Origin of the sequence: Actinoplanes sp. NPDC020271 (assembly GCF_044388125.1) — a bacterium.
Classification (GTDB): domain Bacteria; phylum Actinomycetota; class Actinomycetes; order Mycobacteriales; family Micromonosporaceae; genus Actinoplanes.
The window spans coordinates 85,582-110,674 of sequence record NZ_JBIRWQ010000004.1; the positions used below are offsets into that span (position 1 = coordinate 85,582).

The following is a 25,093-nucleotide window of genomic DNA, read 5'->3' on the forward strand; positions in this document are numbered from 1 at the left end:
TGTTCCCCGCGCAAGTACTTTCTCGCTCGCCCACGGCCGAAGGCGGGACGGGTGAGGTGTGACACGAGCGCGGCGCATAGGCTGCGAGGAAAAGGCAGTCAGCTCGAAGGAGAGTGCACGTGGCCGGTGTTCACAACCTGACCCAGGTCGAGGCCGCGGAGCGGAGTCGATTGCTCGAGGTGTCCGCGTACGACATCGCCCTCGATCTGACCGACGGAAACGGCGACCCCGGGTCCGAGACCTTCCGCTCCATCACCACTGTTTCGTTCACCTGCTCCGAACCGGGCGCGGAGACGTTCATCGAGGCGGCGGCGGCCCGGCTGACCAGCGCGACGCTGAACGGCCAGCCGCTCGACCTGAGCACCTGGTCGGCCGAGAAGGGCCTGCCCCTGCCCGGCCTGGCGGCGTCGAACGTGCTGGTCGTGGAGGGTGATTTCGCCTACTCGGCGAGCGGGCAAGGCCTGCAGCGCAGTGTCGACCCGGTCGACTCCGAGATCTACCTCTACAGCCAGTTCGAGACCGCGGACGCCCAGCGGGTCTACGCGGCGTTCGACCAGCCCGACCTGAAGAGCGAGTTCACCTGGCACGCGACCGCGCCGGGCCACTGGAAAGTGGTCTCGAACATGCCGGTCGAGCGGGAGGAGCCGGCCGCCGGAGGCGCCCGGACCACCCACTTCGCGAAGTCGCCGCGGATGAGCACGTACATCACGGCGATCTGCGCCGGGCCGTACCACGAGGTCCGCGACTCGCACGACGGCATCGAGCTGGGCGTCTTCTGCCGCGCCTCGATGGCGCGCTACCTGGACGCCGACGACCTGTTCCTGATCACCAAGCAGGGCTTCGACTTCTTCCACGAGCAGTTCGGGGTGCGGTACCCGCTGCCGAAGTACGACCAGCTGTGGGTGCCCGACTTCAACGCCGGCGCGATGGAGAACTTCGGCTGCGTCACGCACGCCGAGGCCCACTACATCTTCCGGTCGCAGGTCACCGACTACGAGTACGAGCAGCGGGCCAACACGATCCTGCACGAGCTCGCCCACATGTGGTTCGGTGACCTGGTCACCATGCGCTGGTGGAACGACCTGTGGCTGAACGAGTCGTTCGCCGAGTGGGCCAGCCACTGGTGCAACACGCACGCCACCCGGTTCACCGACGCCTGGTCGACGTTCCTGTCGATCCGCAAGTCCTGGGGTTACCGGCAGGACCAGCTCTCCTCCACCCACCCGGTCTACTGCGAGATGCCGGACCTGGAGGCGGTCGAGGTCAACTTCGACGGCATCACGTACGCCAAGGGTGCCAGCGTCATCAAGCAGCTCGTCGCGTACGTCGGGCTGGACCCGTTCCTCACCGGCCTCCGGGAGTACTTCAAGAAGCACGCCTGGGGCAACGCCACCTTCGACGACCTGCTCACCGAGCTGGAGACGGCGTCCGGCCGGGAGCTGCGCAAGTTCGCCGCCCAGTGGCTGGAGACCGCGCAGGTCAACACGCTGCGCCCGGTCGTCGAGCTGGACGACCAGGAGCGCTACACCAGCGTCACGGTGCTGCAGGAGGCGCCGGCCGGGTTCCCGACGCTGCGTACCCACCGGATCGGGATCGGCCTGTACGACCTTCAGGGCGACCAGCTCGTCCGGCGTGACCGCCTCGAGGTGGACGTGGCCGGCGAGCGCACCGAGATCACGGCGCTGGCCGGGGTCAAGGCGCCGGACGTGCTGCTGATCAACGACGACGACCTGACGTACGCGAAGCTGCGCCTCGACGAGCGTTCGCTGGGGGTGCTGGTCAACCACATCGCCGGGTTCGACTCGGCGCTGCCGCGGGCACTGTGCTGGGCCGCCGCGTGGGACATGCTGCGCGACGCCGAGCTGGCCGCCCGGGACTACGTCCAGCTGGTCGTCTCCGGTCTGCCCGCCGAGAGCGACATCAACCTGACCACGGCCACTCTGCGGCAGGCGGCCAGCGCGCTGGTCAGCTTCGCCGACCCGCAGTGGGCGCCGCAGGGCTGGGCGATGCTGGCGAAGCTGGCGCAGACCCAGCTCGCCGCGGCCGAGGCGGGCAGCGGCTGGCAGCTGACCTGGGCCCGCGCCTACATCACGGCGGCCCGTACGCCCGAGCAGGCCGAGGTGCTGCGTGGCTGGCTCGGCGACGGGGACAAGCCGGAGGGCCTGGTCGTCGACACCGAGCTGCGCTGGTCGCTGCTGCAGGCGCTCGCCGCGATCGGGGTGGCCGCCGAGTCCGAGATCGACGACGAGCTGGCCGCGGACAAGACCGCCAGCGGCGAGCGGGAGGCGGCGATCGCCCGCGCGCTGCTGCCGACCGCCGAGAACAAGGCCCGCGTGTGGGCCGAGCTGACCGGGCCGCAGACCCCGCCGAACTGGCTGAACCGCTCGCTGCTGCAAGGCTTCCAGAGCACCCGTCAGGTGGAGTTGACCGCGCCGTACGCGGAGAAGTTCTTCGCCGTGGCCGGTGACGTGTGGGCCCGGTCGGACAGTGAGCCGGCGCAGGAGTTCGCGACGCTGGCGTACCCGACGTTCCAGATCAGCGAGGAGACGGTCGCGCTGACCGACGCCTGGCTGGCGCAGGACGGGCACCCGGCGTCGCTGCGGCGGCTGATCGCCGAGGGCCGGGACGGGATCCTGCGGGCGCTCAAGGCCCGGGCGAAGGACCGCGCCTCGTCCTGACCGGATGAACGGAACACGACGGCCCCGTCCGGTTCGCTGGATGGGGCCGTTTTTCCTGCGTACTGCAAGTTGCATCGGCACCTGATGAGTAGGCTGACAACCCGCGGCCAAGGAGGTGCCCGTGACGATGCTGAGCCAGGGTTCGCCGGTGCGATGGAGTGCTCCGGACGGCAGATGGACCGAGCCCGACCTGCACCTGTTCCCGCAGGACGGGCACCGCTACGAGATCGTCGACGGGAGTCTGCACGTCGCCCCGCCGACCGGCCCGGAACACGACTCCGCGGTCGACGAAGTGGTGATCACGTTGCGGACGGCGGCGCCGCCCGACTGGTGGGTGTGCGCGCGGCTCGGCGTCGCGATCGGCACGAGCAGCCTGGTTCCCGACGTGACCGTGCTGCGGCCGCGCTCGACCGGGGGCATCTGGGCCGACCCGGCCGACGTGGCGCTGGTCGTCGAGGTGGAGTCACCCGAGACGGCGCGTTACGACCGGCTGCTCAAGGCAGCGGTCTACGCGTCGGCGGGCATTCCGGCGTACTGGCGGGTGGAGCCGGGCGTGGCGCTGAGCGTCTACGCGCTGGAGGGCACGGCCTATCGCCAGATCCAGCGGATCGAGGACGCCGAGGTCAAGCTCGACGCCCCGTACCCGATGAGGGTCAGCTCTTTTTAAGAGCGACCGGCGTGCGACGCCAACTGGTCGAGGCCGATCATCAGGCCGCCGATCAGGTCGCCGCCGGAGAACGAGCCGGCCATGCCGAAAGCGGCCAGCTTCGCGTCCCGGTCGGTGATCCGCTTCCGGGCCTCGTCGCCCGTGACGATCTCCAGCCGGCGCTGGCTCGGCGAGACCGCGAGCAGCACCGCCTTCTGCGGGTTGGCGATCTGCGCGTGCAGTTTCTCGGCCGACTCGCGGATCGGCTCCTCGAGCTCGCCGAGGTAGATGCTGAACGTCAGGCCGGTCGCCTGGTCGGCGATCCGGAGCGCCTCGTCCAGGCGCAGCAGCTGACGGGTCGTGAAGGGACTCTCGCCCTCGACCGGCTCACCACTTGTCACTTGCGCCTCCTGTCGGGCCGGGCCGGACCGGAGCGCCGGAACTGTCCTCGATGACGAGTCCGCGCTCGATCGCCGGGGTCACGTGGCCGTGGTCCGCCGCGGCGCTCTTGGGCGCGGACAGGAACCACATCGGCGCGAACTCGTACGGCCGCCCCGGACGGTACCGACGGGACGGCTTGGCCTTGTCGGAGCCGGCGAAGACGATCGTCGCCACCGCGCCGATGACCGCGGCCGGGATGATCACATAGACCAGAACGGTTGTGATTACAGACAACTGAACGCCCCCAGGCGCCGGTGATCCTCATTTGAGTCGAACATCAATCACGGTAGCGGAGCACGAGTCGTGCCGGACCGTCGGGTCTCGAACCGGGGTCTCACGCCGTCGGGATCTACGCGGAATGTGCCTGGCGATGCGAAAATCACCTTCACGCGCCGTCCGCGTGCTTTCCGCCCGCCAACGGCAAGAGGGGGGATTCTCGATGCGCCTGGCCGCAGTTCTGTTCCTACCGGCGCTCGCGGTGCCGGCCCAGGCCGCCCCGGCGGTGTTCGTCGAGGCCAACCCGAGCACGGTGCGCGCCGGGGACCAGCTGTCGCTGCGCGCCTCCTGCGACGACAACCTGAAGGCGGCCACGGTCACCGCCGGCCCGATCGGCTCGGTGCCGGTCGAGCCGGAGTTCGGCTTCCTCACCGCGACCGTCAAGGTGCCCACCGGTCAGAAAGCCGGCGACTACCCGGTGGTGCTGCACTGCCCGGACGGGAAGAGCGCGAGCACCACCCTGCACGTGCTGGCCAAGGTCGAGCCGAGCCGCGGGCCGGCCACCGGGGGCGGGGGCACGGCGCCGGAGCGGACCGCTCGGCTGCTGATCGGGGGCGGGCTCACGGTGATGACGGCGGCTGCCGTGCTCGCCCTGGTGTCCGCGCGCCGCCGGCAGGCCGCACGGTGAGCGACGAGGCCGGGGTGCCCGAAGCCGTCCGCCGCAAACGCCCCGCTCAGATCAGCGCCCCGCCCGAGGGTGTGGTGACCGGCCCGCTGCCGGCGCCCCGCCCGCAGGGTGGCCGGTCCGCCTTCCGGGTGCCGCGTCCCCGCCGGACCCCGGCCCCGCGTCCCGCCCCGGCCCGCCGGCGCCGCCGGCCGATCGGCTGGATCGCCCTGATCCTGGCGTTCCTCGGGCTCTTCGCCGTCGGCATGGGCCTCGGCGTCTCCAGCGGCTTCGACCTGGGCCTGTTCAGCGGGCCGGACGAGCCGCCGCCACGGGCGTTCCCGGTGCTGGAGCCGAGCCGCCCGGAACGGCTCACCATCCCCGAGCTGAAGGTCGACGCCCCGGTCCTGGACGTCGGGCTGGCCGCGGACGGAACGGTCGACGTGCCGCCGCTGAAACGGCACAACGAGGTCGGCTGGTTCGACGGCGGGCCCACCCCGGGGCAGTTCGGGCCGGCTCTGTTCGTGGGGCACGCCGACACCCGTACGGGAGAATCGGTCTTTCATGATCTTGGAAAGTTGAAACCGAAACAGCTGATCGAGGTGGGCCGCGCGGACGGGACGGTCGCGGTGTTCGAGGTGAACTCGGTCGAGCACTACGACAAGGACCGGCTGCCCGTGCACCGTGTCTACGGTGACTACAGCCGGCCCTCGTTACGCCTGATGACCTGCGGTGGTACGTGGCTCGGGGGTGACCAGGGCTACTCCGACAACGTCGTCGTCTACGCCTCGCTGATCAGAGCCAGGAAATAGTTACGCCGCCTCGGCCTCGAGGGCCGGGGCGGCGTGGTGGTCAGGAAGATCCAGCCAGTCCCTCCAACGGGGATCGGGCGTGCGGTGCCCGAGCACCCGCCAGGCCACCCCGCGTGGGGCTTGCGGTATCGCATGCAGCCGCCAGCCGAGCTCGGCCGGGGTCTTGTCACCCTTGCTGTGATTGCACTTGGCGCAGGCGGCCACCACGTTCTCCCAGGCGTGCAGGCCGCCGCGGGAGCGCGGGAAGACGTGATCGATGGTCTCGGCCGAACCGCGGCAGTAGGCGCAGCGGCCGCCGTCACGGGCGAAGATGGCCCGGCGGGAAAGACCGACGTGTGTGCGGTAGGGCACCTTCACATACCGCGTGAGACGGACCACAGAGGGGACCGGGAGTTCCTCGTGCGCGCTGTGCAACATGCCGTCACCGTCGGAGACGCACTCCGCCTTGTCGGTCAGGACGAGGATCGTGGCTCGACGCACCGATACGACGCACAGAGGCTCGTAGGTAGCGTTCAGGACCAACGCGGAAGAGCCCACTATGGGTCGTATGTCAGGCATCGCGATCACCCTTCCGGTGTCAGTTGCTGTGTAGCGCTCCCGTAGCTCAGCCGTGTGTGATCTGGGCCTCGCTGACGAAGCCTGTGCGCCAATAGTCCCTGATGGATGACGAAATGGCGAGCACAATCTGTGGCCGGGCGGTAAACGTCTGACGTCGCCGGCTCAGCCGGACCCGGTACTTTGACTCCCCGTGTGGCTCCTCGCTCCGACCCCCGCTCCGTCCGCCTCGGTGAACGTCTTCACCACCCCCGATGTCACCGCGTCGTGCAAGTCCGACGCGTTCTGCACCTGGCTCTATCAGCAGACCGACAGTCAGTGGCTCGCCAACAGCGGCTACCTGATCATCGTGAAGCCGATCCGGATCCTCGCGATCATCCTGATCGCGCTGCTGATCCGCTGGGCCCTGCACCGGGCGATCAGCCGGCTCACCGCGAGCACCTCGCGGGCCGCGATGCCGGCGCTGCTCAAGCCGCTCCGCGAGAAGGTCGTCGAGTCCGCCGAGGAGGGGCAGTTCATCCCCGAGCGACGGCGCCAGCGGGCCGAGGCGATCGGCTCGGTGCTGCGCAGCTTCGTCAGCGCGGTGGTCTTCACCATGGCGGCGCTGCTGGTGATGGGCGAGTTCGGCTTCAACCTGGGCCCGCTGCTGGCCAGCGCCGGCATCGTCGGCGTCGCCCTCGGTTTCGGCGCGCAGAGCCTGGTCAAGGACTTGATAGCGGGCCTGTTCATGCTCCTGGAGGATCAGTACGGCGTCGGCGACACCGTCGACCTCGGCGAGGCCACCGGCGTGGTCGAGAGCGTCGGCCTGCGGATCACCACGGTCCGCGACTCACGGGGTGTGCTGTGGTACATCCGCAACGGTGAGATCGTCCGGGTCGGCAACAAGAGCCAGGGCTGGGCGATGGTCGTGATCGACGTCCCGATCGGCTTCGTCAACTCGGAGGAGGCGATCGCGGTGCTGAAACGGGCCGCCGAAGCGGTCGCCCAGCACCCGGAGCACAAGACCGAGTTCATCGAGGCGCCCGACGTGGTCGGGGTGGAGACCCTCACCGTGGACGGCGCGACGATCCGGACGATCGCGAAGACCACCGCCGACAGCCAGGCGATCGTGCAGCGCGAGTTGCGCCGGGCGCTGACCGAGTCACTGGAGACGAGCGGGCTGTCCGAGCGGATCGCCGCGTCGCGCCTCGTGCCGCGCTCCGCGGTGCCCCCGGCGTGGTACCCGGGGCCGGCCGATCCGCCCCCGCCTGCGGACGAGCCACGGCCCGGGGCTGGCAGGATGGACGGGTGAGCGCACCCGTACCGGAAGAGGCCAGCTTCTTCACCGCTGTCGGCGGCGAACCCACGTTCCGTCGCCTGGTCGCCAAGTTCTACGAGGGGGTCGCCGCCGACCCGCTGCTCCGGCCGATGTACCCGGAGGAGGATCTGGGCCCGGCCGAGGAACGGATGCGGCTCTTCCTGATGCAGTACTGGGGCGGCCCGAGCACGTATTCGGAGACTCGCGGCCACCCCCGCCTGAGGATGCGGCACGCCCCGTTCCGCGTCGGCCCGGCCGAGCGGGATGCCTGGCTGGCCCGCATGCGCACGGCCGTCGAGTCGCTGGCCCTGCCCGAGCCGCAGCAGACGACGCTCTGGGATTATCTGGAGCGCGCGGCGTACTTCATGGTCAACAGCGAGACGTGACGCCCTCGCTGGTGGTTCGTTGATCGGGATGTCCATCCCCGATCCAGGAGCCGCCCCATGCGCCGTCGCCTGCTGGCCGTCGCCACCGTCCTCGTAGCCACTGTGGCCGGCTCACCGCCACCGGCGGCGGCCGACATCACGCAGTCCGGGATCGTCTCGGCGAACCCGGTCGACTGGACCCCGCACGTGCTCGACGGCACGGTGTGGGCGCTCGCCGTCGTCGGTGACACGGTGATCGTCGGCGGCGCGTTCACGAAGGTCGCCGACAGCAGCCGGCGAACCACGCTGAGCCGCAAGAACATCTTCGCGTTCGACCTGGACGACGGCTCGATCCGGTCGTTCGCCCCCGAGGTGGACGGCGCCATCTACTCGCTCGCGCCGGGCGCCGACGGCACCGTCTACGCCGGTGGCGCGTTCAAGAGCGTCAACGGGGTCGCCCAGCGCGGCATCACCCGCCTCTGGCTGGGCAGCGGCAACCGGGACACGTCGTTCCGGGCGAAGGTCAACTGGGGTGACGTGCGGGCGCTGGCCACCCGGGGCGACCGCCTCTACGCCGGCGGCACGTTCTCCGCGATCAACGGCACCGAGCGGGTCGCGCTGGCCCGCCTCGACGCCGAGACCGGAACCGTCGACCAGGGCTTCGACGCGCAGCTGAGCGGGCCGGGGCTGAGCCGCGTCCGGGTCGAGCACCTCGACGTCACCGCGGACGGCCGCAAACTCGTCGCGGTCGGCGCGTTCCTCAAGGCCGACGGCTACACCCGGACCCAGATCGCGCAGTTCGACGTCGGCGGGTCGTCGGCGGAACTCTCCCGCTGGTACACGCGGGCCTACGAGCCGCAGTGCATGAAAGGCTTCGACACCTACCTGCGGCAGGTGAAGTTCTCGCCCGACGGGTCGTACTTCGTGGTCGCCGCCACCGGCCGCGCCTCCTCCGCGCAGAAACTGTGCGACTCGGCGGCGCGATTCGAGACGAACCGGATCGGCGAGCAGCGGCCGACCTGGGTGCAGCGGACCGGCGGGGACTCGCTCTACGCCGTCGCGATCACCGGACCGGCCGTCTACCTCGGCGGGCACCAGCGCTGGTTCGACAACCCCTACGGCACCGACGGCAACGGCCCCGGGCCCGGCGCGGTCTCCCGGCCCGGCATCGGCGCGGTCAGCCCGATCACCGGCAAGGCGCTGTCCTGGAACCCGACGCGGGCGCGCGGGGTGGGAGTGCGCGCTTTCCTCACCGTGCCGCGCGGGCTGCTGGTCGGCTCCGACACCGACGAACTCGGCAAGGAGTACCACGGCCGCCTCGGCATGTTCCCCCTGGACTGAGACCCTTCCAAGATCAAATTCTGCATTGCCTGTCTCCGCCGGGGTACAGACCGTCGCTCCCGCGGGGACCCTTGCGGGCCGAGCAGGGCGCGGGGCGCCCAGAACGCTCGGCCCGCAAGGGCGGCGTCCGCGGGTGGGCACGGTCAGAGCAACACACCCGTCGAGGCTGTTGAGTTGCCCGCCCGGAGTCCGCGACGCAGGCGGGCGGTCCGGGCGGCGGGCGGGTCCAGCACGGGTTTGTCGCCCTGAGCGGGACCACCCACGGACGTCGCCCTTACGGGCCTCGCGTTCAGGGCCGGCCACGGCCCTGCGAGGCCCGGAAGGGTCCCCGCGGGAGCGACGATCGGCGACCACAGCGGAGCCAGGACCTGAAGATCTTGATGTTGATCTTCAGGTCCTCAGAGCAGTGCGCCCTCGTCGTGGAGCCAGTCGACGAACGACGTGGCGACAGCGGCGCCGCAGTCGAGCAGCTCGACGAGCAGCGGGTCGTGGGCTCCGGCGGCCAGCGGCACCTGCAGCTCGGCGTAGATCGGGAGCTGCCCGCGCTCGGTCGGGTCACCCACATACGCCTTGCAGAAGCGGCGCGTGTGGTTCCACTCGTTGACGATCCGGTAGGCGCGGTCGGCCCAGTCCGGCGGGACGGTCGCGTGGGGACGGGCCCGCATGACCAGGATCTCGTCCTCCGGCCCCTCCAGCGTGAACAGCACGGCGTGCCGCTCCCACATCGCGAGGAGGCTGCCGCCGCCGTCGGCGAGGAACCGGATGTCGAGCAGGTCGAGGGCCTTGCCGATGCGTGCCAGCGACACCTGCTCGACCTGGTCGCAGGAGCCGGACGACGGCAGTTCCGCCGGTGGGCCCGTGCGACCTGGCTCACGTTGGGCCGGGACACTCACGCGGACGGTGCTCTGCACCGCCACCTCGCCACCGGTATCCGGCTCGTTATCCGCGGCCGTTCCCGGACGCCAAGACCACCACGGCATCGTGCCCACCTCGCTCCCCAACAGACCCGCTGCCGGACGTTGCAGTAGATCCGAGGGCCGACGGTACCCAACCGTTTCCTAAAGGTCATCCCCCCAACGGGAGGGCGGGACCGGAAGGCCGATAGAGCCTCACCCGTTCGGGTGAGTTGGCATCGGCGTAACGGTCAATTTGTGGGCGCTCTGTCGCCACGCGACTCCATATGGTGCTGAAATTCCCACCCAGTGTCCCGCTGTCCTAACTCGAGCCTCGGCCGGCTCACCGCCGCGCGGGCCCAGAAAACCCATCCGGGCGACCGCCTGGACGAGTCGCTGGGACACCTGGACCGGCTCGCCGCGCTCGTGCGTGACGACCAGCGCGACGTGATCGAGGAGTGCGTCGCGGACCGCCCGCTGACCGACGACGCGACCGGCGACCCCGCCCGCGGCGATCTCCCGCAGGGTCCCGGCGGCCGCCGCGGCGAGCTGAGCCAGCTCGGTGCCGGAGATGGACTCGACGGCGGTGCTCCTCGCCGGTGGCAACGGCCAGCGCCACTGCGTGTCCCGCCGCTCCGGCAACTCCTCGCCACCGGCGGCCAGGACAGCGAGCAGACCGGCGGCGGAGACGGTGGCGTCACCCGGACCGGGGCCGGCCACCTCGCGGGTCACCAGCACGTCCCAGGGCAGGTGGGCCCAGAGGGCGGTCCGGCCGCCGGTCGACCGCAGCCGGACCGGTGCTCCCGGGTCCAGCCGGGTCAGGCGGGCCAGGAACGCGCCTGCGTCGGGAACCCCGAGCAGGCCGTGGCCACTCATGACCCGCCCCCGGAATACGGCTTCAGGAAGTCCTTCTCCGCGGGCGTGAGCCGCCGGGGGTGCCCGTCGGCCAGGTTGTACGGCACGCAGACGGACTTCGCGCGGCTGGCCAGGACACCGTCGTCGAACAACTCGTACGACACGGTGAACGCCGCCGCCCGCAGCTCGGAGATCCACATCTCGACGCGCACCGGCTCACCGAAGTCGACCGGGCGCAGGTAGTCGATCTCGTGGCGGGCGATGACGATGCCCTCCTCGAACGAGCCGAGGCCCCGCTCGCGTGCCCCGACGAAGAACATCGCCACGCGCGCCTCCTCGTACAGGGTGAGGAAGCGCGCGTTGTTGACGTGCCCGTACGCGTCCATGTCGGACCAGCGCACGGGCACGTCGTAAACGAACCTGCCGGAATCAGTCACGCGTCAGCTTGCGGTACGTGACCCGGTGCGGACGGGCGGCGTCGGCGCCCAGCCGGTCGATCTTGTTCTTCTCGTACGCCTCGAAGTTGCCCTCGAACCAGAACCACTTGTCCGGCTCCTCGTCGGTGCCCTCCCACGCGAGCATGTGGGTGGCGACCCGGTCGAGGAACATCCGGTCGTGGGAGATGACCACGGCGCAGCCGGGGAACTCCAGCAGCGCGTTCTCCAGGCTGGAGAGCGTCTCGACGTCCAGGTCGTTGGTCGGCTCGTCGAGCAGGATCACGTTGCCGCCGATCTTCAGCGTCATCGCCAGGTTGAGCCGGTTGCGCTCACCGCCGGAGAGGACCTTGGTCGACTTCTGCTGGTCCGGCCCCTTGAAGCCGAACGCCGCCACGTACGCCCGGGAGGGCATCTCGACCTTGCCGACCATCATGTGGTCGAGACCGTCGGAGACGACCTCCCACAGCGTCTTGGACGGGTCGAGACCGGAACGGCTCTGGTCGACGTACGACAGCTTGACCGTCTCACCGATGCGCACCGAGCCCTCGTCCGGCTGCTCGAGCCCGACGATGGTCTTGAACAGCGTGGTCTTGCCGACGCCGTTCGGCCCGATGATGCCGACGATGCCGTTGCGCGGCAGCGAGAACGACAGGTTGTTGATCAGGGTCCGGCCCTCGAAGCCCTTGGTCAGGCCGTTGACCTCGATCACGGTGTTGCCCAGACGCGGGCCCGGCGGGATCTGGATCTCCTCGAAGTCCAGCTTCCGGGTCTTCTCGGCCTCGGCCGCCATCTCCTCGTACCGGTCGAGGCGGGACTTGCTCTTGGTCTGGCGCGCCTTGGCGTTCGAGCGCACCCACTCGAGCTCCTCGGTGAGGCGCTTCTTCATCTTCGCGTCCTTGCGGCCCTCGACCGCCAGACGCGCTGCCTTCTTCTCCAGGTACGTCGAGTAGTTGCCCTCATACCCGATGGCGCGGCCACGGTCCAGCTCGAGGATCCAGCCGGCCACGTTGTCCAGGAAGTACCGGTCGTGGGTGATGGCCAGGACGGTGCCCGCATACTTCGCGAGGTGCTGCTCCAGCCAGCTCACGCTCTCCGCGTCGAGGTGGTTGGTGGGCTCGTCGAGCAGCAGCAGGTCGGGCGCCTCGAGCAGCAGCTTGCACAGCGCGACCCGGCGGCGCTCACCACCGGAGAGCTGGGTGACGTCGGCGTCCGGCGGCGGGCAGCGCAACGCGTCCATCGCCAGCTCGAGCTTGGAGTCGACGTCCCACGCGTCGAGGTGGTCGAGCTCCTCCTGGAGCTTGCCCATCTCCTCCATCAGCTCGTCGGTGTAGTCGGTGGCCATCTGCTCGGCGATCTTGTTGAACCGCTCGAGCTTGGCCTTCGTCTCCGCGACCGCCTCCTCGATGTTGCCGAGAACGGTCTTCGCGTCGTTGAGCGGCGGCTCCTGCGCGAGCATGCCGACGGTGTAGCCGGGCATCAGCCGGGCCTCGCCGTTGCTCGTCTTGTCGAGCCCCGCCATGATCTTGAGCAGGCTGGACTTACCGGCGCCGTTCGGGCCGACGACACCGATCTTGGCGCCCGGCAGGAAGCTCAGCGTCACGTTGTCGAGCACGACCTTGTCGCCGTGCGCCTTGCGCGCCTTTTCCAGGACGTAGATGTACTGGGCCACGGTGTGCCCTACCTCCGCGATCGTCGATGTTCGGTGCCGAATCAAAGGACAATCTTTCCAGGTCCCGCGGTCACCTCCAACGCCAACCCCGGCGGTCAGCCACCCACCACCTTCTCGGAGCGCACCGTGACGTCGCCCCTGGTGATCAGCAGCCGCTCGGTGTTCACGTCGAAGGTGGTCCCGTCCCAGCTCGCGACGGCCCGGAAACTTCCGTCGGGCTCGTGCTCGACCCCGGGCAGGAAGAGCGCGGTGGAACCCTCCACCCACTTGGCCTTCTCGCCACCCTTGTTCGCGTGGTAGAAGAGGTTTCCCCCGTCGTCCTGGCAGATCCAGACCACTGAACCGCGGTCCGTGGTGACCCGCAGGACCTGCGACAGAATCCCGATCGCACCGATGTCACGGGCCATCTTCTGGGTATGTGACGTGCACTCCCCCTCCGTCGGCAGCATCGTCGGCGGCGACGACGACTCCCCCTCGGCAGGAGTGGCCGAGGAGGTGCCCGAGCTCGAGGCCGACGATTGTTTACGGTGCTGATTCAGGAGGTATCCGCCGATCATGCCCAGGATCGTCAGCATCGCCGTGGCAATCACCACAGGATAGAAAATCGGGCGGCGCGGCCGGGAATGATCATCGAGGGATGCCACCGGCACAGGATGGCACCCCGGTCAAAACCGCAGGACCGGTAGACGGGTACGACCCGGGCTGGCTACGCACAGTAGGCTCGGCTTGGGAACAGAAACCACCCGGAGGTGTACTCAGCGTGGCCGAGCGAAGTTCCTTCGTCGTCGTAGCCAACCGTTTGCCCGTGGACGAGGTCATCACGCCGGACGGGGAACGCCAGTGGCGGCCCAGCCCGGGCGGCCTGGTCACGGCGTTGCACCCGGTGCTCACCGAGCACCGTGGGACCTGGATCGGCTGGGCTGGCGGCGACGGTGCCGTCCACGAGCCGTTCGAACTAGAAGGCATCAAGATCCATCCGGTGCCACTGAGCGCCGAGGAACTCGAGCGCTACTACGAGGGCCAGTCGAACGCGACGATCTGGCCGCTTTACCACGACGCCGTGGAGACCCCGGTCTACAAGCGTCGCTGGCGCGACTCGTACCGCCTGGTCAACCAGCGGTTCGCCGAGGCCGCGGCGGACGTGGCGGCCGAGGGCGCCACCGTCTGGGTGCAGGACTACCAGCTCCAGCTGGTCCCGGCGATGCTCCGCGAGATGCGCCCCGACCTGCGGATCGGGTTCTTCCTGCACATCCCGTTCCCGCCGATCGAGCTGTTCATGCAGATGCCGTTCCGCGCCGAGATCCTGCGCGGGCTGCTCGGCGCCGACCTGGTCGGCTTCCAGCAGCGGCTGGCCGCGCAGAACTTCGTCCGGCTGGCCCGGCACCTGCTCGGCCTGCGCTACGAGGGCCAGTCCATCCAGGTGGACGGCCGCAAGGTGAAAGCCGGCGCGTTCCCGATCAGCATCGACACCAAGGAGATGGAGCGGCTGGCGGCCGACCCGGCGGTGCAGGCCCGGGCCAAGCAGATCCGCGCCGAGCTGGGCGATCCGAAAACGGTCATCCTCGGCGTCGACCGGCTCGACTACACCAAGGGCATCGAGCTGCGCCTCAAAGCGTTCCGCGAGCTGCTCGCCGACGGCAAGCTGAACGTCGGCGACGCGGTGATGGTGCAGGTCGCGACGCCGAGCCGGGAACGGGTCGAGCACTACCAGACGCTGCGGATCAAGGTCGAGCGCGAAGTCGGCCGGATCAACGGCGAGTTCGGCAAGGTCGGCACGCCCGCCGTGCACTACCTGCACCAATCCGTCGACAAACAGGAACTCGCCGCGATGTACGCGGCCGCCGACGTCATGATGGTGACCCCGCTGCGCGACGGGATGAACCTGGTCGCCAAGGAGTACATCGCCTGCCGCGGCGACACCGGGGGCGCGCTGATCCTCAGCGAGTTCGCCGGCGCCGCCACGGAGCTGCGCCAGTCGTTCCTGTGCAACCCGCACGACCCCGACGGGGTGAAGGACGCACTGCTGCGGGCGATCAGCTCCTCGCCGGCCGAGCTCAAACGCCGGATGCGGGTCATGCAGCGCCATCTGCGGACACACGACGTGGCGCGCTGGGCCCGCACGTTCCTCGACGAGCTCGGCGCCGACGAGAAGGACTGAGAACCACGCTGTCCGGCGCCGGGCCGCTTCAGGCCCGGCGCCGATTGCTCCGGTACGCCGTCAGCCCGCGGCCGGGGTGAACGCCTCCGTGACCGCGACGACGTCGCCGATGACGACGACCGCGGGCGGGCGGATGCCGGCCGTGACGACCTCCTGCGCGATGGTGGCGAGCGTGCCGCGCAGGGAGCGCTGGTGGGCCGTCGAGCCTTCCTGGATCACGGCGACCGGGGTGGACGGGTCGCGGCCCTCGGCGAGGAGGCGTTCGGCGATCTTCGGCAGGTTCTTGAGGCCCATCAGGACGACCAGGGTGCCGCGGAGGCGGGCCAGGGACGGCCAGTCGACGAGCGAGTCCGTGTGGTCGGGCGGGATGTGCCCGGAGACGACGGTGAACTCGTGAGCCACCCCGCGGTGCGTGACCGGGATGCCGGCCAGCGCGGGCGCCGCGATCGAGCTGGTCACGCCGGGCACGACCAGTACCGGGACGCCCGCCTCGGCACAGGCCAGAGCCTCCTCGCCACCACGGCCGAAGACGAAGTTGTCGCCGCCCTTGAGCCGGACCACGAACTTGCCCTGCAACGCCCGGTCGACCAGGATCCGGTTGATCTCGCCCTGCGCGGCGGACGGCCCGTACGGGATCTTCGCGGCGTCGATCAGCTCGACCTCGGGCCGCAACTCGCCGAGGAGCATGCCGGGGACGAGCCGGTCGGCGACCACCACGTCGGCCGCGGCGAGCAGGCGGCGACCCTTGATCGTGATCAGCTCCGGGTCGCCCGGGCCGGCGCCGACGAGCGCGACACCCTTGAGTTCGGGCGAGGCCGGGGGTGCGGCTTCGAGCGCGTGCGCGACCAGGTCACGGACCGCCATCGCGCGCCGGCGGTCGCCACCGTCGGTGACCGCGACGGTCACCTGACCGTGGCGGGTCACGGCGGGGGTCCAGGCGGTGGCGGCGTCGCGGTCGTCCGCCCGTACGCAAAAAATTCTTTGATCCTCGGCGGCCGCGCTGACCTGGGCCGCCGCCTCGGGGTCGTCGACCGCGACGTGGACCAGCCAGGCGCCGCCGACGTCGGCGGCCTCGAACCGCCGGGGCGTCCAGGTGGCACGGCCGGCGTCGACGTGGGCCTGCAGGGCGGGCGTGAGCACGGGCGAGACGATCGCGACCTGCGCGCCGGCCGCGATCAGCGCGGGGACGCGGCGGGTGGCGACCGAGCCGCCGCCGACGACGAGGACGCGGCGGCCCTCGAGGCGAAGGGCGAGGGGGTAAAGGCTCATTTCTCCGACACTCCCGCGGAATCGAACGTGGCGACCTCGTGCAGGACCCGGACGGCGGCCGCGACGATCGGCAGCGCCAGCACCGCGCCGCTGCCCTCGCCGAGCCGCATCCCGAGGTCGAGCAGCGGTTCGAGGCCGAGGTGGGCGAGCGCGACGGTGGCGCCCGGCTCGGCCGAGCGGTGCCCGGCGACCATCGCGGCGACCGCGTCCGGCGCGAACGCGGCGGCGGCGAGCGCGGCCGAGGCGGCGATCACCCCGTCCACGATCACCGGCACCCGGTTCGCGGCGGCGCCCAGGACGAACCCGGTCAGCGCGGCGTGTTCCAGACCGCCGACCGTGGCGAGGACGCCGAGCGGGTCGGCCGGGTCGGGGGTGTGCTTCGCGAGCGCGGCCGCGATCACGTCGGTCTTGCGCGCGAGCGTCTCGTCGTCGATGCCGGTGCCGCGCCCGGTCACGGCGGCCGGGGCGGACCCGGTGAAGACCGCGATCAGGGCCGCCGCCGGGGTGGTGTTGGCGATCCCCATGTCGCCGGTGAGCAGGCATTTCGCGCCCGACGCGACCAACTGACCGGCGACCGCGACGCCCAGCTCGACCGCGGCCAGGGCCTCCTCGCGGGTCAGGGCCGGCTCGACGGTCATGTCCCGGGTGCCGCGGCGGATGTTGGCGTCCAGCAGGGTGGCGCCGCCGTGCAGCGGGATCGCGACCCCGGCGTCGACGACCATCACGTCCGCGCCGGCCTGCCGGGCGAACGCGTTGACCACCGCGCCACCGGCCACGAAGTTCGCCACCATCTGGGCGGTGACCTCCTGCGGCCACGGGCTGACGCCCTGCGCGTGCACGCCGTGGTCACCGGCGAAGACCGCGACCGTGGCCGGCTCCGGCAACGGCGGCGGGCAGACCCCGGCCAGCCCGGCCAGCCGGACCGACAGCTCCTCCAGGTGCCCCAGCGAGCCGGCCGGTTTGGTGAGCCGGGACTGCAGGTCACGCGCGGCGGTCACGGCCTGCTCGTCGGCCGGGCGGATCGCCGCCAGGGTGGTCTCCAGGGTCACGATCGCTCCTCGATCACTTCTTCCAGGGCCGCTATGAATCGGTCCGTGGTGGCAGTGTCGCGCACCGCAATCCGTAACCAGTCGGGGCCCAGCCCCGGGAAGGTGTCGCCACGGCGTACCGCGAATCCGCGTTTCCGCAGCTCAACGCGGATCTCATCGGCACCTTCGACGCGGACCGGAACGAAAGCCGACGCCGGATCGCCGGGAACCGTGACCTTCGGCACCTCCCTCAGCCGTTCCACCAGATGGATTCGCTCGGCGGCGACCGCGGCCGCGATCTCGCGCTCGGCGGTGACCGCGGCCGGCGACGCGCACGCGGTCGCCGCCGCGAGGGCCGGCGTGGAGACCGCCCAGAGCGGCTGGGCGGCGGCCAGCCGGGGCACCAGCTCGGCCGGGCCGAGCAGATATCCGATCCGCAGGCCGGCCAGGCCCCAGGTCTTGGTCAGGCTCCGCAGGACGACGAGACCGGGCAGGTCACGGCGTTCGGCCAGCGACTCCGGTTCCTCGGGACAATTCTCCCGGTACGTCGTGTCGGCGAACGCCTCGTCGACCACCAGCACGCGGCCCGGCCGGGCGAGCTTCGCCACGTCCCCGGCGGGGTGCAGGACCGACGTGGGGTTGGTGGGGTTGCCGACGAAGACCAGGTCGGCGTCGTCGGGGACGAGCGCCGGGTCGAGCCGGAAGCCGTCCTGCTCGCGCAGCAGCACCCGCTCCACGACGTGCCCGGCGTTCTGCAGGGCGGCCTCCGGCTCGGTGAACTGCGGGTGCACCACGACCGGCCGCCGCGCCCCGCGCAAAGCCTGCGCGAGCAGCACGAACGCCTGGGCGGCACCGGCCGTCAGCAGCACCTCGGACGGGTCCCGGCGGTGCCGCTCGGCCACCGCGGCGGTGGCCCCGGTCGCGTCCGGGTAGGCGGAGAGCCGGCCCAGCGCGTCGCGGATCGGATCGGCGAGCCAGCCGGGCATCGGCTGGTGGCGCACGTTGACCGCGAGGTCGATCAGGCCGGCGCCCACCTCGGCGTCGCCGTGATGATCGAGGTCGTACGTCATGCGCTCAGCATGCCTGACTGGCGTTCTCCGGCTGATTCGTGGGGAACATGAGGCGATTTGTCATACCTTCAGAGAGTGACTGACCGACGCCCCACCGTAGCCGGAAGAGTCGCCCTCCTGATCCGTGCCGGGCTCATCGCGGGCCTGGTCCTCGCCGGCCTCTCCTATCCCTTCACCGCGCTCGCCGGGATGGGCGTCAAGGCCGGCACCGACGCCCTCGGCAACATGCCCGAAGAGCTCGTCGAGGTGCCCGCGGCGCAGACCACCTACGTCTACGCCAAGGACGGAAAGACGCTGCTGACCATGTTCTACGAGGAGTACCGCAAGCAGGTCGCCCTCAAGGACATGTCGCCCTACATCACCCAGGCCATCGTGGCCTCCGAGGACACCCGCTTCTACGAGCACCACGGGGTCGACGCGAAAGGCGTGGCCCGCGCGTTCGTCGCCAACCAGCAAGCCGGCGGGGTGTCCCAGGGCGCCTCGACGCTGACCATGCAGTACGTGCGGATGGCCCTGCGGGACAGCGCCTCCACCCCCAAGGAGGCGCTGGAGGCCACCGAGCAGACGGCCAGCCGGAAACTGCGCGAGATGCGCCTGGCCATCGAGGTCGAACGGCAGCTCAGCAAGCAGGAAATCCTCCAGCGGTACCTGAACAACGCGTACTTCGGGCACCGGGCCTACGGGATCTACGCGGCGTCCGAGGTGTTCTTCTCCAAACCCGCGAAGGACCTCACGCTGAACGAGGCGGCGCTGCTGGCCGGGCTGGTCAAGGCGCCCTCCGCGTACGACCCGGCGATCCGCGACCAGGATGCCGCGCTGCAACGCCGCGACTACGTGATCGACCAGATGCTGAAAATGGGTTCGATCACCGCGACGCAGGCGGCGAGCGCCAAGAAAGCCAAGATCAAGCTGAAGCTGAGCACGCCCCCGAACGACTGCGTGTCGATCAACAACAAGCACAACGACTGGGGCTTCTTCTGCGACTACTTCAAGAACTGGTGGCGGGAACAGCCGGCCTTCGGCCGCAACGTCCTGGAACGCGAGGAGAACCTGCGCCGCGGCGGCTACCGCGTCGTCACCTCGATCGACCCCAAGGTGCAGTCCTACGCGATGGAGCACGTCCTGGACAAGGAGAGCCGCAACAGCCCGTTCGCCCACGGTGAAGTGGTCATCCAGCCGGGCACCGGGCGGATCGTCAGCATGGCCGTGAACCGCCGTTACTCACTCCAGCAGGACGACAACGGCAAACACAGCGATCGGAAACAACATGACGTACGCGGTAACTACCCCAACACCGTGAACCCGCTGCTCGGCGGTGGGGACATGGCCGGTTACCAGGCCGGGTCGACGTTCAAGATCTTCACGATGCTGGCCGCGCTCGACGCCGGGCTGCCCCTGTCCACGTCGTACTACGCCCCGGAACGGTACGTCTCCAAATACATCACCGCGCCCGGGCCGGCGACCTGCGGGACACACTGGTGCCCGAAGAACTCCAGCAAGTCGATGACCGGGAACCAGACCATGTGGAGCGGCTTCGGCAAGTCCGTGAACACATACTTCGTCCAGCTCGAACAGCGCGTCGGGGCGGACAAGGCCGTCGCGATGGCGGAGAAACTCGGGCTGAAATGGCGTACGGCGGTGGACAAGAAACTGGCCACCCCGGAACACGCGGCCGGATGGGGAGCATTCACGCTCGGGGTCAGCGACGCCACCCCGATCGAAGTCGCCAACGTGTTCGCGACCGTCGCGGCGGAAGGCAGCTACTGCGAGCCGCTGCCGGTCATGTCAATCCGCACCGCCGACGGCAAGAACGCCACCTACCACGGGAAACTCGTCGCGGCGCCACGCTGCAAACGGGTCTTCAGCCAGGACGTGGCCCGGGCGGCGACCGACGCCGCGCGCTGCCCCACCGGGTACGGCGCGGCCCGCGGCAGCTGCGGCGGATGGGGAACGTCCGAGATGGTGTACGGCACGCTCGGGCGGCCGGTCGCCGGGAAGAGCGGCACGACCGACAACAACAAGACCGCGTGGTTCAGCGGATTCACGCCGCAGCTGGCGGCGTCCGCGTTCGTGGCCGACCCGGACAACCCTGAGCACTATGTGGGGAACGGGCGGTCGACGATCTCGAAGTACACGGTGGCGCAGACGTTGCGGGACGCGTTGAAGGGGCAGCCCGAACTCAAGTTCACCCCACCCTCCGACAAACTCGTCTGGTAACCGCCCGCCCGGCGGAAGCCGGCCGAGCAGGCCCGACGCCGTCGAGGACGGCCCGACCGAAGACGGCGGCACCGGGCCCGGCCACGACCCCGGCCTCCCGGCAACAACCCCGGCCTCCCGGCCACGACCGGGACCACAGCCCGGCTGCCGCCGGCACCGGAACCGGACGACGGCCGGGACCACAGCCCGGCTGCCGCCGGCACCGGAACCGGACGACGGCCGGGACCACAGCCGGGCTGCGCCCGGGCCGAGCCCGGCCGGTGCGTGAGCGGTGGGCCGGGAGGCGGTCAGGTGCCGGTCGGCCGCGCGGCCGTAGCCTCAGCCACGGGACCAGCTCGCGTCTTCTCGTCCGCCCGGGGTGCGTGGGTCAGGCGGAACCGGGGGCTGCTCGCGGTGCAAGCGGGCCGCTGGGACGTCGTGCACCCGGGATGGTCGCCACGACGGGTTACGGCCGGCGAGGGCCAGGGCGCGCGGCAGATCCTCCTCCGCGTCCTCCGGATCGATGGTGACGTGCGGGCCGAGGAAACCCGGTGTGCCCTCGGGCGGGCCGCCGGCGAGGAAGTCGATCAGCGTGACCAGCACGCGCGGGTCGGCGGCGAAATCCTGGCCGGTGGCGCGGGCCAGATCCCACCCGTGCATGACCAGCTCGTTCGCCGCGACGGTGCCCATCTGGCGGGCCGGCATCGACACACCACCGGCGCGGGCCGTGCCGAGCCAGGCAGCCGGATCCTTCCAGGCGGTGGCGAGCTCCTCCAGCCGGACCGGCAGGCGGCTGCGCCAGTGCGGTGACAGGTGGGCCGCGGACGGCACCGGCGGCGCACCGTCGCCGGAAGCGTCGGCGCCCTTGCGAGCGGCCAGGGTGAACGCCTCGGCCAGGCCCATCAGGTGATCGAGAAGGGTCGCGACGGACCAGCCGGGGCACGGCGTGGGAGCGATCAGCTCGCGGTCGTCGATCCCCAGCAGCAGTGCCCTGAGCTGACGAACCGGCGGGTCCAGATCCAGCGGCAGGCGAGCGGCCACGATCGTCCTCCTTCGGTTGTCGTCCCCTCACGTTACGAGGCGGGTACGACACTTTCCGGACCGCCGGACGCCGTTTTGGCACGGTGGGCGGCTTCCGGCGATCAGCCCGGCGGATCACCTCCCGGTCAGCGCATCAGGCACGCCGCGGGTCCGGCGGGCACCGCCGCGAAGCCCGGGGCAGCGGTGGCCGGAATCGGTCAGGACGGGATCTGGATGTCCGAGGTGGGACGGTTGTCGGCGGCGCCGGGGTGGGGGCCGCCGTGGATCGGGCCGCCGTTCGGTGTGCCGGAGCCGGGACGCGGCGGGTTCGGGCCGTTCGGCGGGAGCGGCGCGTTCGCATAACCGTCGGGCGCATAACCGTCGGGCACGTAGTTGTCGGGCGGGTAGCCGTCCGGCGCGTAGCCGTCGGGCACGTAACTGCCGGGCGCGTAGCCGTCGGGGAGGGCCGGCGCCGCCGCATAGCCGTCGGGCGGGGACATGCCGGGGCCCTGCGGGCCGGAGGCCGGGCCGGGCGAGGCGCCACCGGCGACCGGCATCGGCCCGGAACCGTGCGCCATCGCCGGGACGAGGCCGCCGCCGGGGCCCCCCACCGGGACCTGACCGGGGAGTTCCTGCCCCGGGCCAGGAACTCCCTGTGCCGGACCGGGGATCCCGTGGGACGGGCCGGGTGCGCCCATCGGCATGGGCGGGGCCATCTGCGGAGCCGGGCCGTTCATCGGGTGACCGTGCCCCGCCGTCTGCGGCTGAGGAACCAGACCGTGCCCCGCCGTCTGCGGTTGTTGGGCCGGACCGTGCCCCGCCATCTGCGGCTGAGGAACCAGACCGTGCCCCGCCGTCTGCGGCTGAGGAACCAGACCGTGCCCGGCCATCTGCGATTGCTGGGCCGGACCGTGTCCGGCCGTCTGCGGCTGAGGAACCGGGCCGTGCCCGGCCGTCTGCGGCTGCTGGGCCGGACCGGCCACCGCCGCCGCGACCAGGCGCTTCGCGATCTCCGGCGCCGCCGCCCAGTGCAGGCCGAGCTGCGAGGCGTGCACCTGCCGCCAGACGAACCCCTCCGGGTTGCCGCCCGCCCACGTCCACGCCGGCGTGGACCCGGCCCGCGGCGTCACCAGCGCGCGGTGCTGCTTGTACCCGGTGATCCGCGCACCGGCCGGCGCCAGCACGGACGTGGCCGGCGCGGTCGCCTCCCGGTAACCGGCGACGGTCTGCTCCCCGGTCACGCCGGTGATGTCGAGCACGCCGCACATCGCTCGCCCGTCCAGTTCACGGCCGAGCCACGGCAGGGCGACGCCCTCGGCCACGATCGGCCAGCCGTCGCGCGCGAACTGCGACACGCCGGCGCACAGCCTGCGGTTGGCGGAGAGCTCCTCGGCGTACCCCTCGGGAAGTCCGGAACCCACGATCAGCGCCCGCGTGCCCGGCGGCAGCGACTCGTCACGGAGGGGGTCGACGATGACGACGTCGGCGCCGGCCGCGGTCAGCAGCTCGGCCGTCTCGACGTACGTGTAAGGGGCCCCGGGACCCCCGGCGAGCGCGATCACCGGGCGCATCTCGACCGGCTCCCCCGCCTCGGCCGGTGTCCAGATCGGGCCGGGCAGGGCCGGTGCCGAGGTGGCGAGGGCCATCAGCCGGTCCAGGTCGAGGGACTGCGCGACCGCCTCGCCGAGGCGGCGCACCGCGCGGCCGGCCTCGACCGTCCGGTGCGCGACCGGCACCAGGCCGTTGGTCCGGGAGGGCAGCACGTTGGGCAGGTCACCGCGGCGGAGCGCGCCGAGCACCGGCATGCCGATGTCGTCGAGGGCGCTGCGCAGCATCTGCTCGTGGCGGGGCGAGGCGACCCGGTTCAGGATCACGCCGCCGAGGTGCACCATCTCGTCGAACATCCGGAAGCCGTGGACCAGCGCGGCCAGCGAGTGACCCATCGCGGCCACGTCCACGACCAGGGCGACCGGGGCGCGGAGGGCGGCGGCGACCGCGGCGGTGCCGTCGATCTCGGGCTGCCCGGTGAGGCTGTCGAACAGGCCCATCGCGCCCTCGATGACGGACAGTTGCGCCCCGGAGGCGCCGTGCCCGAAGAGCGGGGCGATGCGCTGCGCGCCGACGAGGCGCGGGTCCAGGTTGCGGCCGGGGCGGCCGGCGGCCAGACCGAGGTAGGCCGCGTCGGTGTGATCGGGGCCGACCTTGAAGCCCGCCGTCGGGACGCCGCGGGCCGCCATCGCCGCGAGCAGACCGACGGCTATCGCGGTCTTGCCGTGGCCGGACGACGGCGCACTCACGACCAGACGAGGCTGGGCGGTGATCAATGTATCCCCCGGGTGGTTTCGCGGACCCGCGGTCACGTGCTATTGGCCGCCGGAGTTCGCACAGTACCCGGCTGCGACGGCCGCTGCCGACACGCCGGGTAGCCTCGGGGGGTGTACCGGTTCCTGCTGACACCCCGCTGGCTGGCCGCTGCCGTCCTGGCGGTGGTCGCCTCGGTGATCATGGTGATGCTCGGCAACTGGCAGCTCCGGCGGTACCACGAGCGCCACGACATCAACGTGCGGATCGACGCGGCGGACTCGGCACAGGCCGTCCCGCTCACCTCGGTGCTCGCCGCCCCGACCGCCCCGGGAACGCCCGGCGCGTCCCCCGGCAAGGCGCTGGCCTGGACAAAGGTGACCGTCACCGGGCGTTACGACCCGGCCCACGAGATCCAGGCGCGGGGGCGCACGGTCAACGGCGAGGTGGGATTCGAGATTCTCACTCCACTCGTGCTCGCCGATGGGACAACTGTCCTGGTCGATCGCGGTTGGGTGCCCCCGGCCGGCGCCGGTGCGCTCGCGGCGCCGCAGGCCCCGGCCGCACCGAGCGGCGAGGTGACCGTTGTCGGTCAGGTGCACCTGTCGGAAAGCCGACCTGCCCCCATCGAGCGACGTGACGGCCGGTGGGACACCCGGCGGATCAGTCTTCCGAAGCTCGCCCACGAACTGCCCTTCCCTGTGTACGGAGCGTACGTGCTGCTCACCGAGCAGACCCCGGCCAACGACGCGGCGTTCTCCCGGATCCCGATCGATCACGAGGACGCCTGGCAGAACGGGGGGTACGCGGTTCAGTGGTGGCTGTTCGCGGTGATGGCGCTGGTGCTCTTCGGCTATCAGGCGCGGCGTGAGGCGCGCGGCGACAACACGCCGTCCGACGATCGGCCGGCACCGGAACCGGCCGCCGCGTCGCCCGGCCGGCCCGAGCCGCGCGACCGCGTCGAAGAGGCCGACCAGCAGCGGGCCGCCGCGACACGCCCGCGCGACCGCGTCGAGGAAGCCGACCAGCGACAGGCCGCCGCATCACGCCCGCGCGACCGCGTCGAGGAAGCCGACCAGCGCGCCGCCGCTCGCGCCGCCAAGAAGGCCGCGAAATCGGTGGATCGCGTCGAGGAGGCGGACCGTCGCCTCGCCGCCCAGAACGGCGCCGATTAATGTCCGG

General features: G+C 71.1%; 23 protein-coding genes. 10 read left to right on the plus strand and 13 right to left on the minus strand.

The window, feature by feature from the left end; all coding sequences use genetic code 11:
* Positions 1 to 119 precede the first annotated feature (119 nt).
* Together pepN and ACH442_RS10575 are read left to right on the plus strand one after the other, a co-directional pair.
* Entirely contained in the window at positions 120 to 2,678 is a 2,559-nt protein-coding gene (gene pepN, locus ACH442_RS10570) for an aminopeptidase N (protein WP_396337701.1), read from the plus strand.
* A 127-nt stretch (positions 2,679 to 2,805) separates the two neighbouring features.
* Positions 2,806 to 3,345 (plus strand): Uma2 family endonuclease, encoded by a 540-nt coding sequence (locus ACH442_RS10575; protein WP_396338120.1) that lies wholly within the window; start codon positions 2,806 to 2,808, stop codon positions 3,343 to 3,345.
* On the opposite strand, the gene ACH442_RS10580 is transcribed toward ACH442_RS10575, so the two are convergent.
* On the minus strand, positions 3,342 to 3,725 hold the full coding sequence (locus ACH442_RS10580; protein WP_396337702.1) for a DUF5130 family protein: 384 nt from the start codon (positions 3,723 to 3,725) through the stop codon (positions 3,342 to 3,344). The genes ACH442_RS10575 and ACH442_RS10580 overlap by 4 nt on opposite strands.
* Positions 3,712 to 3,999: a hypothetical protein gene (locus ACH442_RS10585; protein WP_396337703.1), complete on the minus strand. Its 288-nt coding sequence runs from the start codon at positions 3,997 to 3,999 to the stop codon at positions 3,712 to 3,714. Before ACH442_RS10585 ends, ACH442_RS10580 begins: the two co-directional genes overlap by 14 nt.
* A 205-nt stretch (positions 4,000 to 4,204) precedes the next feature.
* On the opposite strand from ACH442_RS10585, the gene ACH442_RS10590 reads away from it, so the two are divergent.
* Complete coding sequence (locus ACH442_RS10590) at positions 4,205 to 4,669, plus strand: hypothetical protein (RefSeq protein ID WP_396337704.1); 465 nt, start codon at positions 4,205 to 4,207, stop codon at positions 4,667 to 4,669.
* Positions 4,666 to 5,457, plus strand: a complete 792-nt coding sequence (locus ACH442_RS10595) for a class F sortase (protein ID WP_396337705.1) — start codon at positions 4,666 to 4,668, stop codon at positions 5,455 to 5,457. The genes ACH442_RS10590 and ACH442_RS10595 overlap by 4 nt, the downstream gene beginning before the upstream one ends.
* Here the strand turns inward: ACH442_RS10595 and ACH442_RS10600 are convergent, their stop codons facing one another.
* Positions 5,458 to 6,015 (minus strand): HNH endonuclease, encoded by a 558-nt coding sequence (locus ACH442_RS10600; RefSeq protein ID WP_396337706.1) that lies wholly within the window; start codon positions 6,013 to 6,015, stop codon positions 5,458 to 5,460.
* A gap of 190 nt (positions 6,016 to 6,205) precedes the next feature.
* Between ACH442_RS10600 and ACH442_RS10605 the strand changes: the two genes are divergently transcribed.
* The 3 genes from ACH442_RS10605 to ACH442_RS10615 are packed head-to-tail and all read left to right on the plus strand — an operon-like array spanning position 6,206 to position 9,015.
* Positions 6,206 to 7,303, plus strand: a complete 1,098-nt coding sequence (locus tag ACH442_RS10605) for a mechanosensitive ion channel family protein (protein ID WP_396337707.1) — start codon at positions 6,206 to 6,208, stop codon at positions 7,301 to 7,303.
* Positions 7,300 to 7,695 carry a globin gene (locus tag ACH442_RS10610; RefSeq protein WP_396337708.1) on the plus strand — a complete coding sequence of 132 codons (396 nt, stop codon included), beginning with the start codon at positions 7,300 to 7,302 and terminating at the stop codon, positions 7,693 to 7,695. The genes ACH442_RS10605 and ACH442_RS10610 overlap by 4 nt, the downstream gene beginning before the upstream one ends.
* 57 nt (positions 7,696 to 7,752) lie before the next feature.
* Positions 7,753 to 9,015 (plus strand): PKD domain containing protein, encoded by a 1,263-nt coding sequence (locus ACH442_RS10615; RefSeq protein ID WP_396337709.1) that lies wholly within the window; start codon positions 7,753 to 7,755, stop codon positions 9,013 to 9,015.
* A gap of 398 nt (positions 9,016 to 9,413) precedes the next feature.
* Here the strand turns inward: ACH442_RS10615 and ACH442_RS10620 are convergent, their stop codons facing one another.
* From ACH442_RS10620 to ACH442_RS10640, 5 genes are all read right to left on the minus strand, one after another.
* The gene (locus ACH442_RS10620) at positions 9,414 to 9,995 is read right to left on the minus strand and encodes a YbjN domain-containing protein (protein ID WP_396337710.1); all 582 of its coding nucleotides are present in this window, start codon (positions 9,993 to 9,995) and stop codon (positions 9,414 to 9,416) included.
* Positions 9,996 to 10,124: 129 nt separating this feature from the next.
* A complete protein-coding gene (locus ACH442_RS10625; protein WP_396337711.1) occupies positions 10,125 to 10,784 on the minus strand; it encodes a hypothetical protein in 660 nt (219 codons plus the stop codon).
* Positions 10,781 to 11,200 carry an acyl-CoA thioesterase gene (locus ACH442_RS10630; RefSeq protein WP_396337712.1) on the minus strand — a complete coding sequence of 140 codons (420 nt, stop codon included), beginning with the start codon at positions 11,198 to 11,200 and terminating at the stop codon, positions 10,781 to 10,783. The genes ACH442_RS10625 and ACH442_RS10630 overlap by 4 nt, the downstream gene beginning before the upstream one ends.
* Positions 11,193 to 12,869, minus strand: coding sequence for an energy-dependent translational throttle protein EttA (gene ettA / locus ACH442_RS10635; RefSeq protein ID WP_396337713.1), 1,677 nt, complete (start codon positions 12,867 to 12,869; stop codon positions 11,193 to 11,195). The genes ACH442_RS10630 and ettA overlap by 8 nt, the downstream gene beginning before the upstream one ends.
* A gap of 95 nt (positions 12,870 to 12,964) precedes the next feature.
* Positions 12,965 to 13,462: a hypothetical protein gene (locus tag ACH442_RS10640; protein ID WP_396337714.1), complete on the minus strand. Its 498-nt coding sequence runs from the start codon at positions 13,460 to 13,462 to the stop codon at positions 12,965 to 12,967.
* Positions 13,463 to 13,629: 167 nt separating this feature from the next.
* Between ACH442_RS10640 and ACH442_RS10645 the strand changes: the two genes are divergently transcribed.
* Positions 13,630 to 15,027, plus strand: a complete 1,398-nt coding sequence (locus ACH442_RS10645) for a trehalose-6-phosphate synthase (RefSeq protein ID WP_396337715.1) — start codon at positions 13,630 to 13,632, stop codon at positions 15,025 to 15,027.
* 60 nt (positions 15,028 to 15,087) lie between these two features.
* Here the strand turns inward: ACH442_RS10645 and cobA are convergent, their stop codons facing one another.
* The 3 genes from cobA to cobC are packed head-to-tail and all read right to left on the minus strand — an operon-like array spanning position 15,088 to position 18,430.
* Positions 15,088 to 16,296, minus strand: a complete 1,209-nt coding sequence (gene cobA, locus ACH442_RS10650) for a uroporphyrinogen-III C-methyltransferase (protein WP_396337716.1) — start codon at positions 16,294 to 16,296, stop codon at positions 15,088 to 15,090.
* A complete protein-coding gene (gene cobT, locus ACH442_RS10655; RefSeq protein ID WP_396337717.1) occupies positions 16,293 to 17,345 on the minus strand; it encodes a nicotinate-nucleotide--dimethylbenzimidazole phosphoribosyltransferase in 1,053 nt (350 codons plus the stop codon). Before cobT ends, cobA begins: the two co-directional genes overlap by 4 nt.
* On the minus strand, positions 17,342 to 18,430 hold the full coding sequence (gene cobC / locus ACH442_RS10660) for an Rv2231c family pyridoxal phosphate-dependent protein CobC (RefSeq protein WP_396338121.1): 1,089 nt from the start codon (positions 18,428 to 18,430) through the stop codon (positions 17,342 to 17,344). Before cobC ends, cobT begins: the two co-directional genes overlap by 4 nt.
* Before the next feature lie 39 nt (positions 18,431 to 18,469).
* On the opposite strand from cobC, the gene ACH442_RS10665 reads away from it, so the two are divergent.
* A complete protein-coding gene (locus tag ACH442_RS10665; RefSeq protein ID WP_396337718.1) occupies positions 18,470 to 20,611 on the plus strand; it encodes a transglycosylase domain-containing protein in 2,142 nt (713 codons plus the stop codon).
* A 318-nt stretch (positions 20,612 to 20,929) separates the two neighbouring features.
* On the opposite strand, the gene ACH442_RS10670 is transcribed toward ACH442_RS10665, so the two are convergent.
* Positions 20,930 to 21,631 carry a TIGR03086 family metal-binding protein gene (locus tag ACH442_RS10670; RefSeq protein WP_396337719.1) on the minus strand — a complete coding sequence of 234 codons (702 nt, stop codon included), beginning with the start codon at positions 21,629 to 21,631 and terminating at the stop codon, positions 20,930 to 20,932.
* Between the two features lie 197 nt (positions 21,632 to 21,828).
* Positions 21,829 to 23,907 (minus strand): cobyrinate a,c-diamide synthase, encoded by a 2,079-nt coding sequence (locus tag ACH442_RS10675; RefSeq protein ID WP_396337720.1) that lies wholly within the window; start codon positions 23,905 to 23,907, stop codon positions 21,829 to 21,831.
* Positions 23,908 to 24,045: 138 nt separating this feature from the next.
* Here ACH442_RS10675 and ACH442_RS10680 point away from each other — a divergent pair, with 138 nt between their 5' ends.
* Positions 24,046 to 25,086, plus strand: coding sequence for an SURF1 family protein (locus ACH442_RS10680; protein WP_396337721.1), 1,041 nt, complete (start codon positions 24,046 to 24,048; stop codon positions 25,084 to 25,086).
* The last annotated feature ends 7 nt before the right edge of the window (positions 25,087 to 25,093 follow it).

Coding starts and splice junctions, on each gene's coding strand:
- ACH442_RS10625 (WP_396337711.1), bottom strand. CDS start 10,784: ATGAGTGGCCACGGCCTGCTCGGGGTTCCCGACGCAGGCGCGTTCCTG.
- ACH442_RS10575 (WP_396338120.1), top strand. CDS start 2,806: ATGCTGAGCCAGGGTTCGCCGGTGCGATGGAGTGCTCCGGACGGCAGA.
- cobA (WP_396337716.1), bottom strand. CDS start 16,296: ATGAGCCTTTACCCCCTCGCCCTTCGCCTCGAGGGCCGCCGCGTCCTC.
- ACH442_RS10600 (WP_396337706.1), bottom strand. CDS start 6,015: ATGCCTGACATACGACCCATAGTGGGCTCTTCCGCGTTGGTCCTGAAC.
- ACH442_RS10590 (WP_396337704.1), top strand. CDS start 4,205: ATGCGCCTGGCCGCAGTTCTGTTCCTACCGGCGCTCGCGGTGCCGGCC.
- ACH442_RS10615 (WP_396337709.1), top strand. CDS start 7,753: ATGCGCCGTCGCCTGCTGGCCGTCGCCACCGTCCTCGTAGCCACTGTG.
- ACH442_RS10620 (WP_396337710.1), bottom strand. CDS start 9,995: ATGCCGTGGTGGTCTTGGCGTCCGGGAACGGCCGCGGATAACGAGCCG.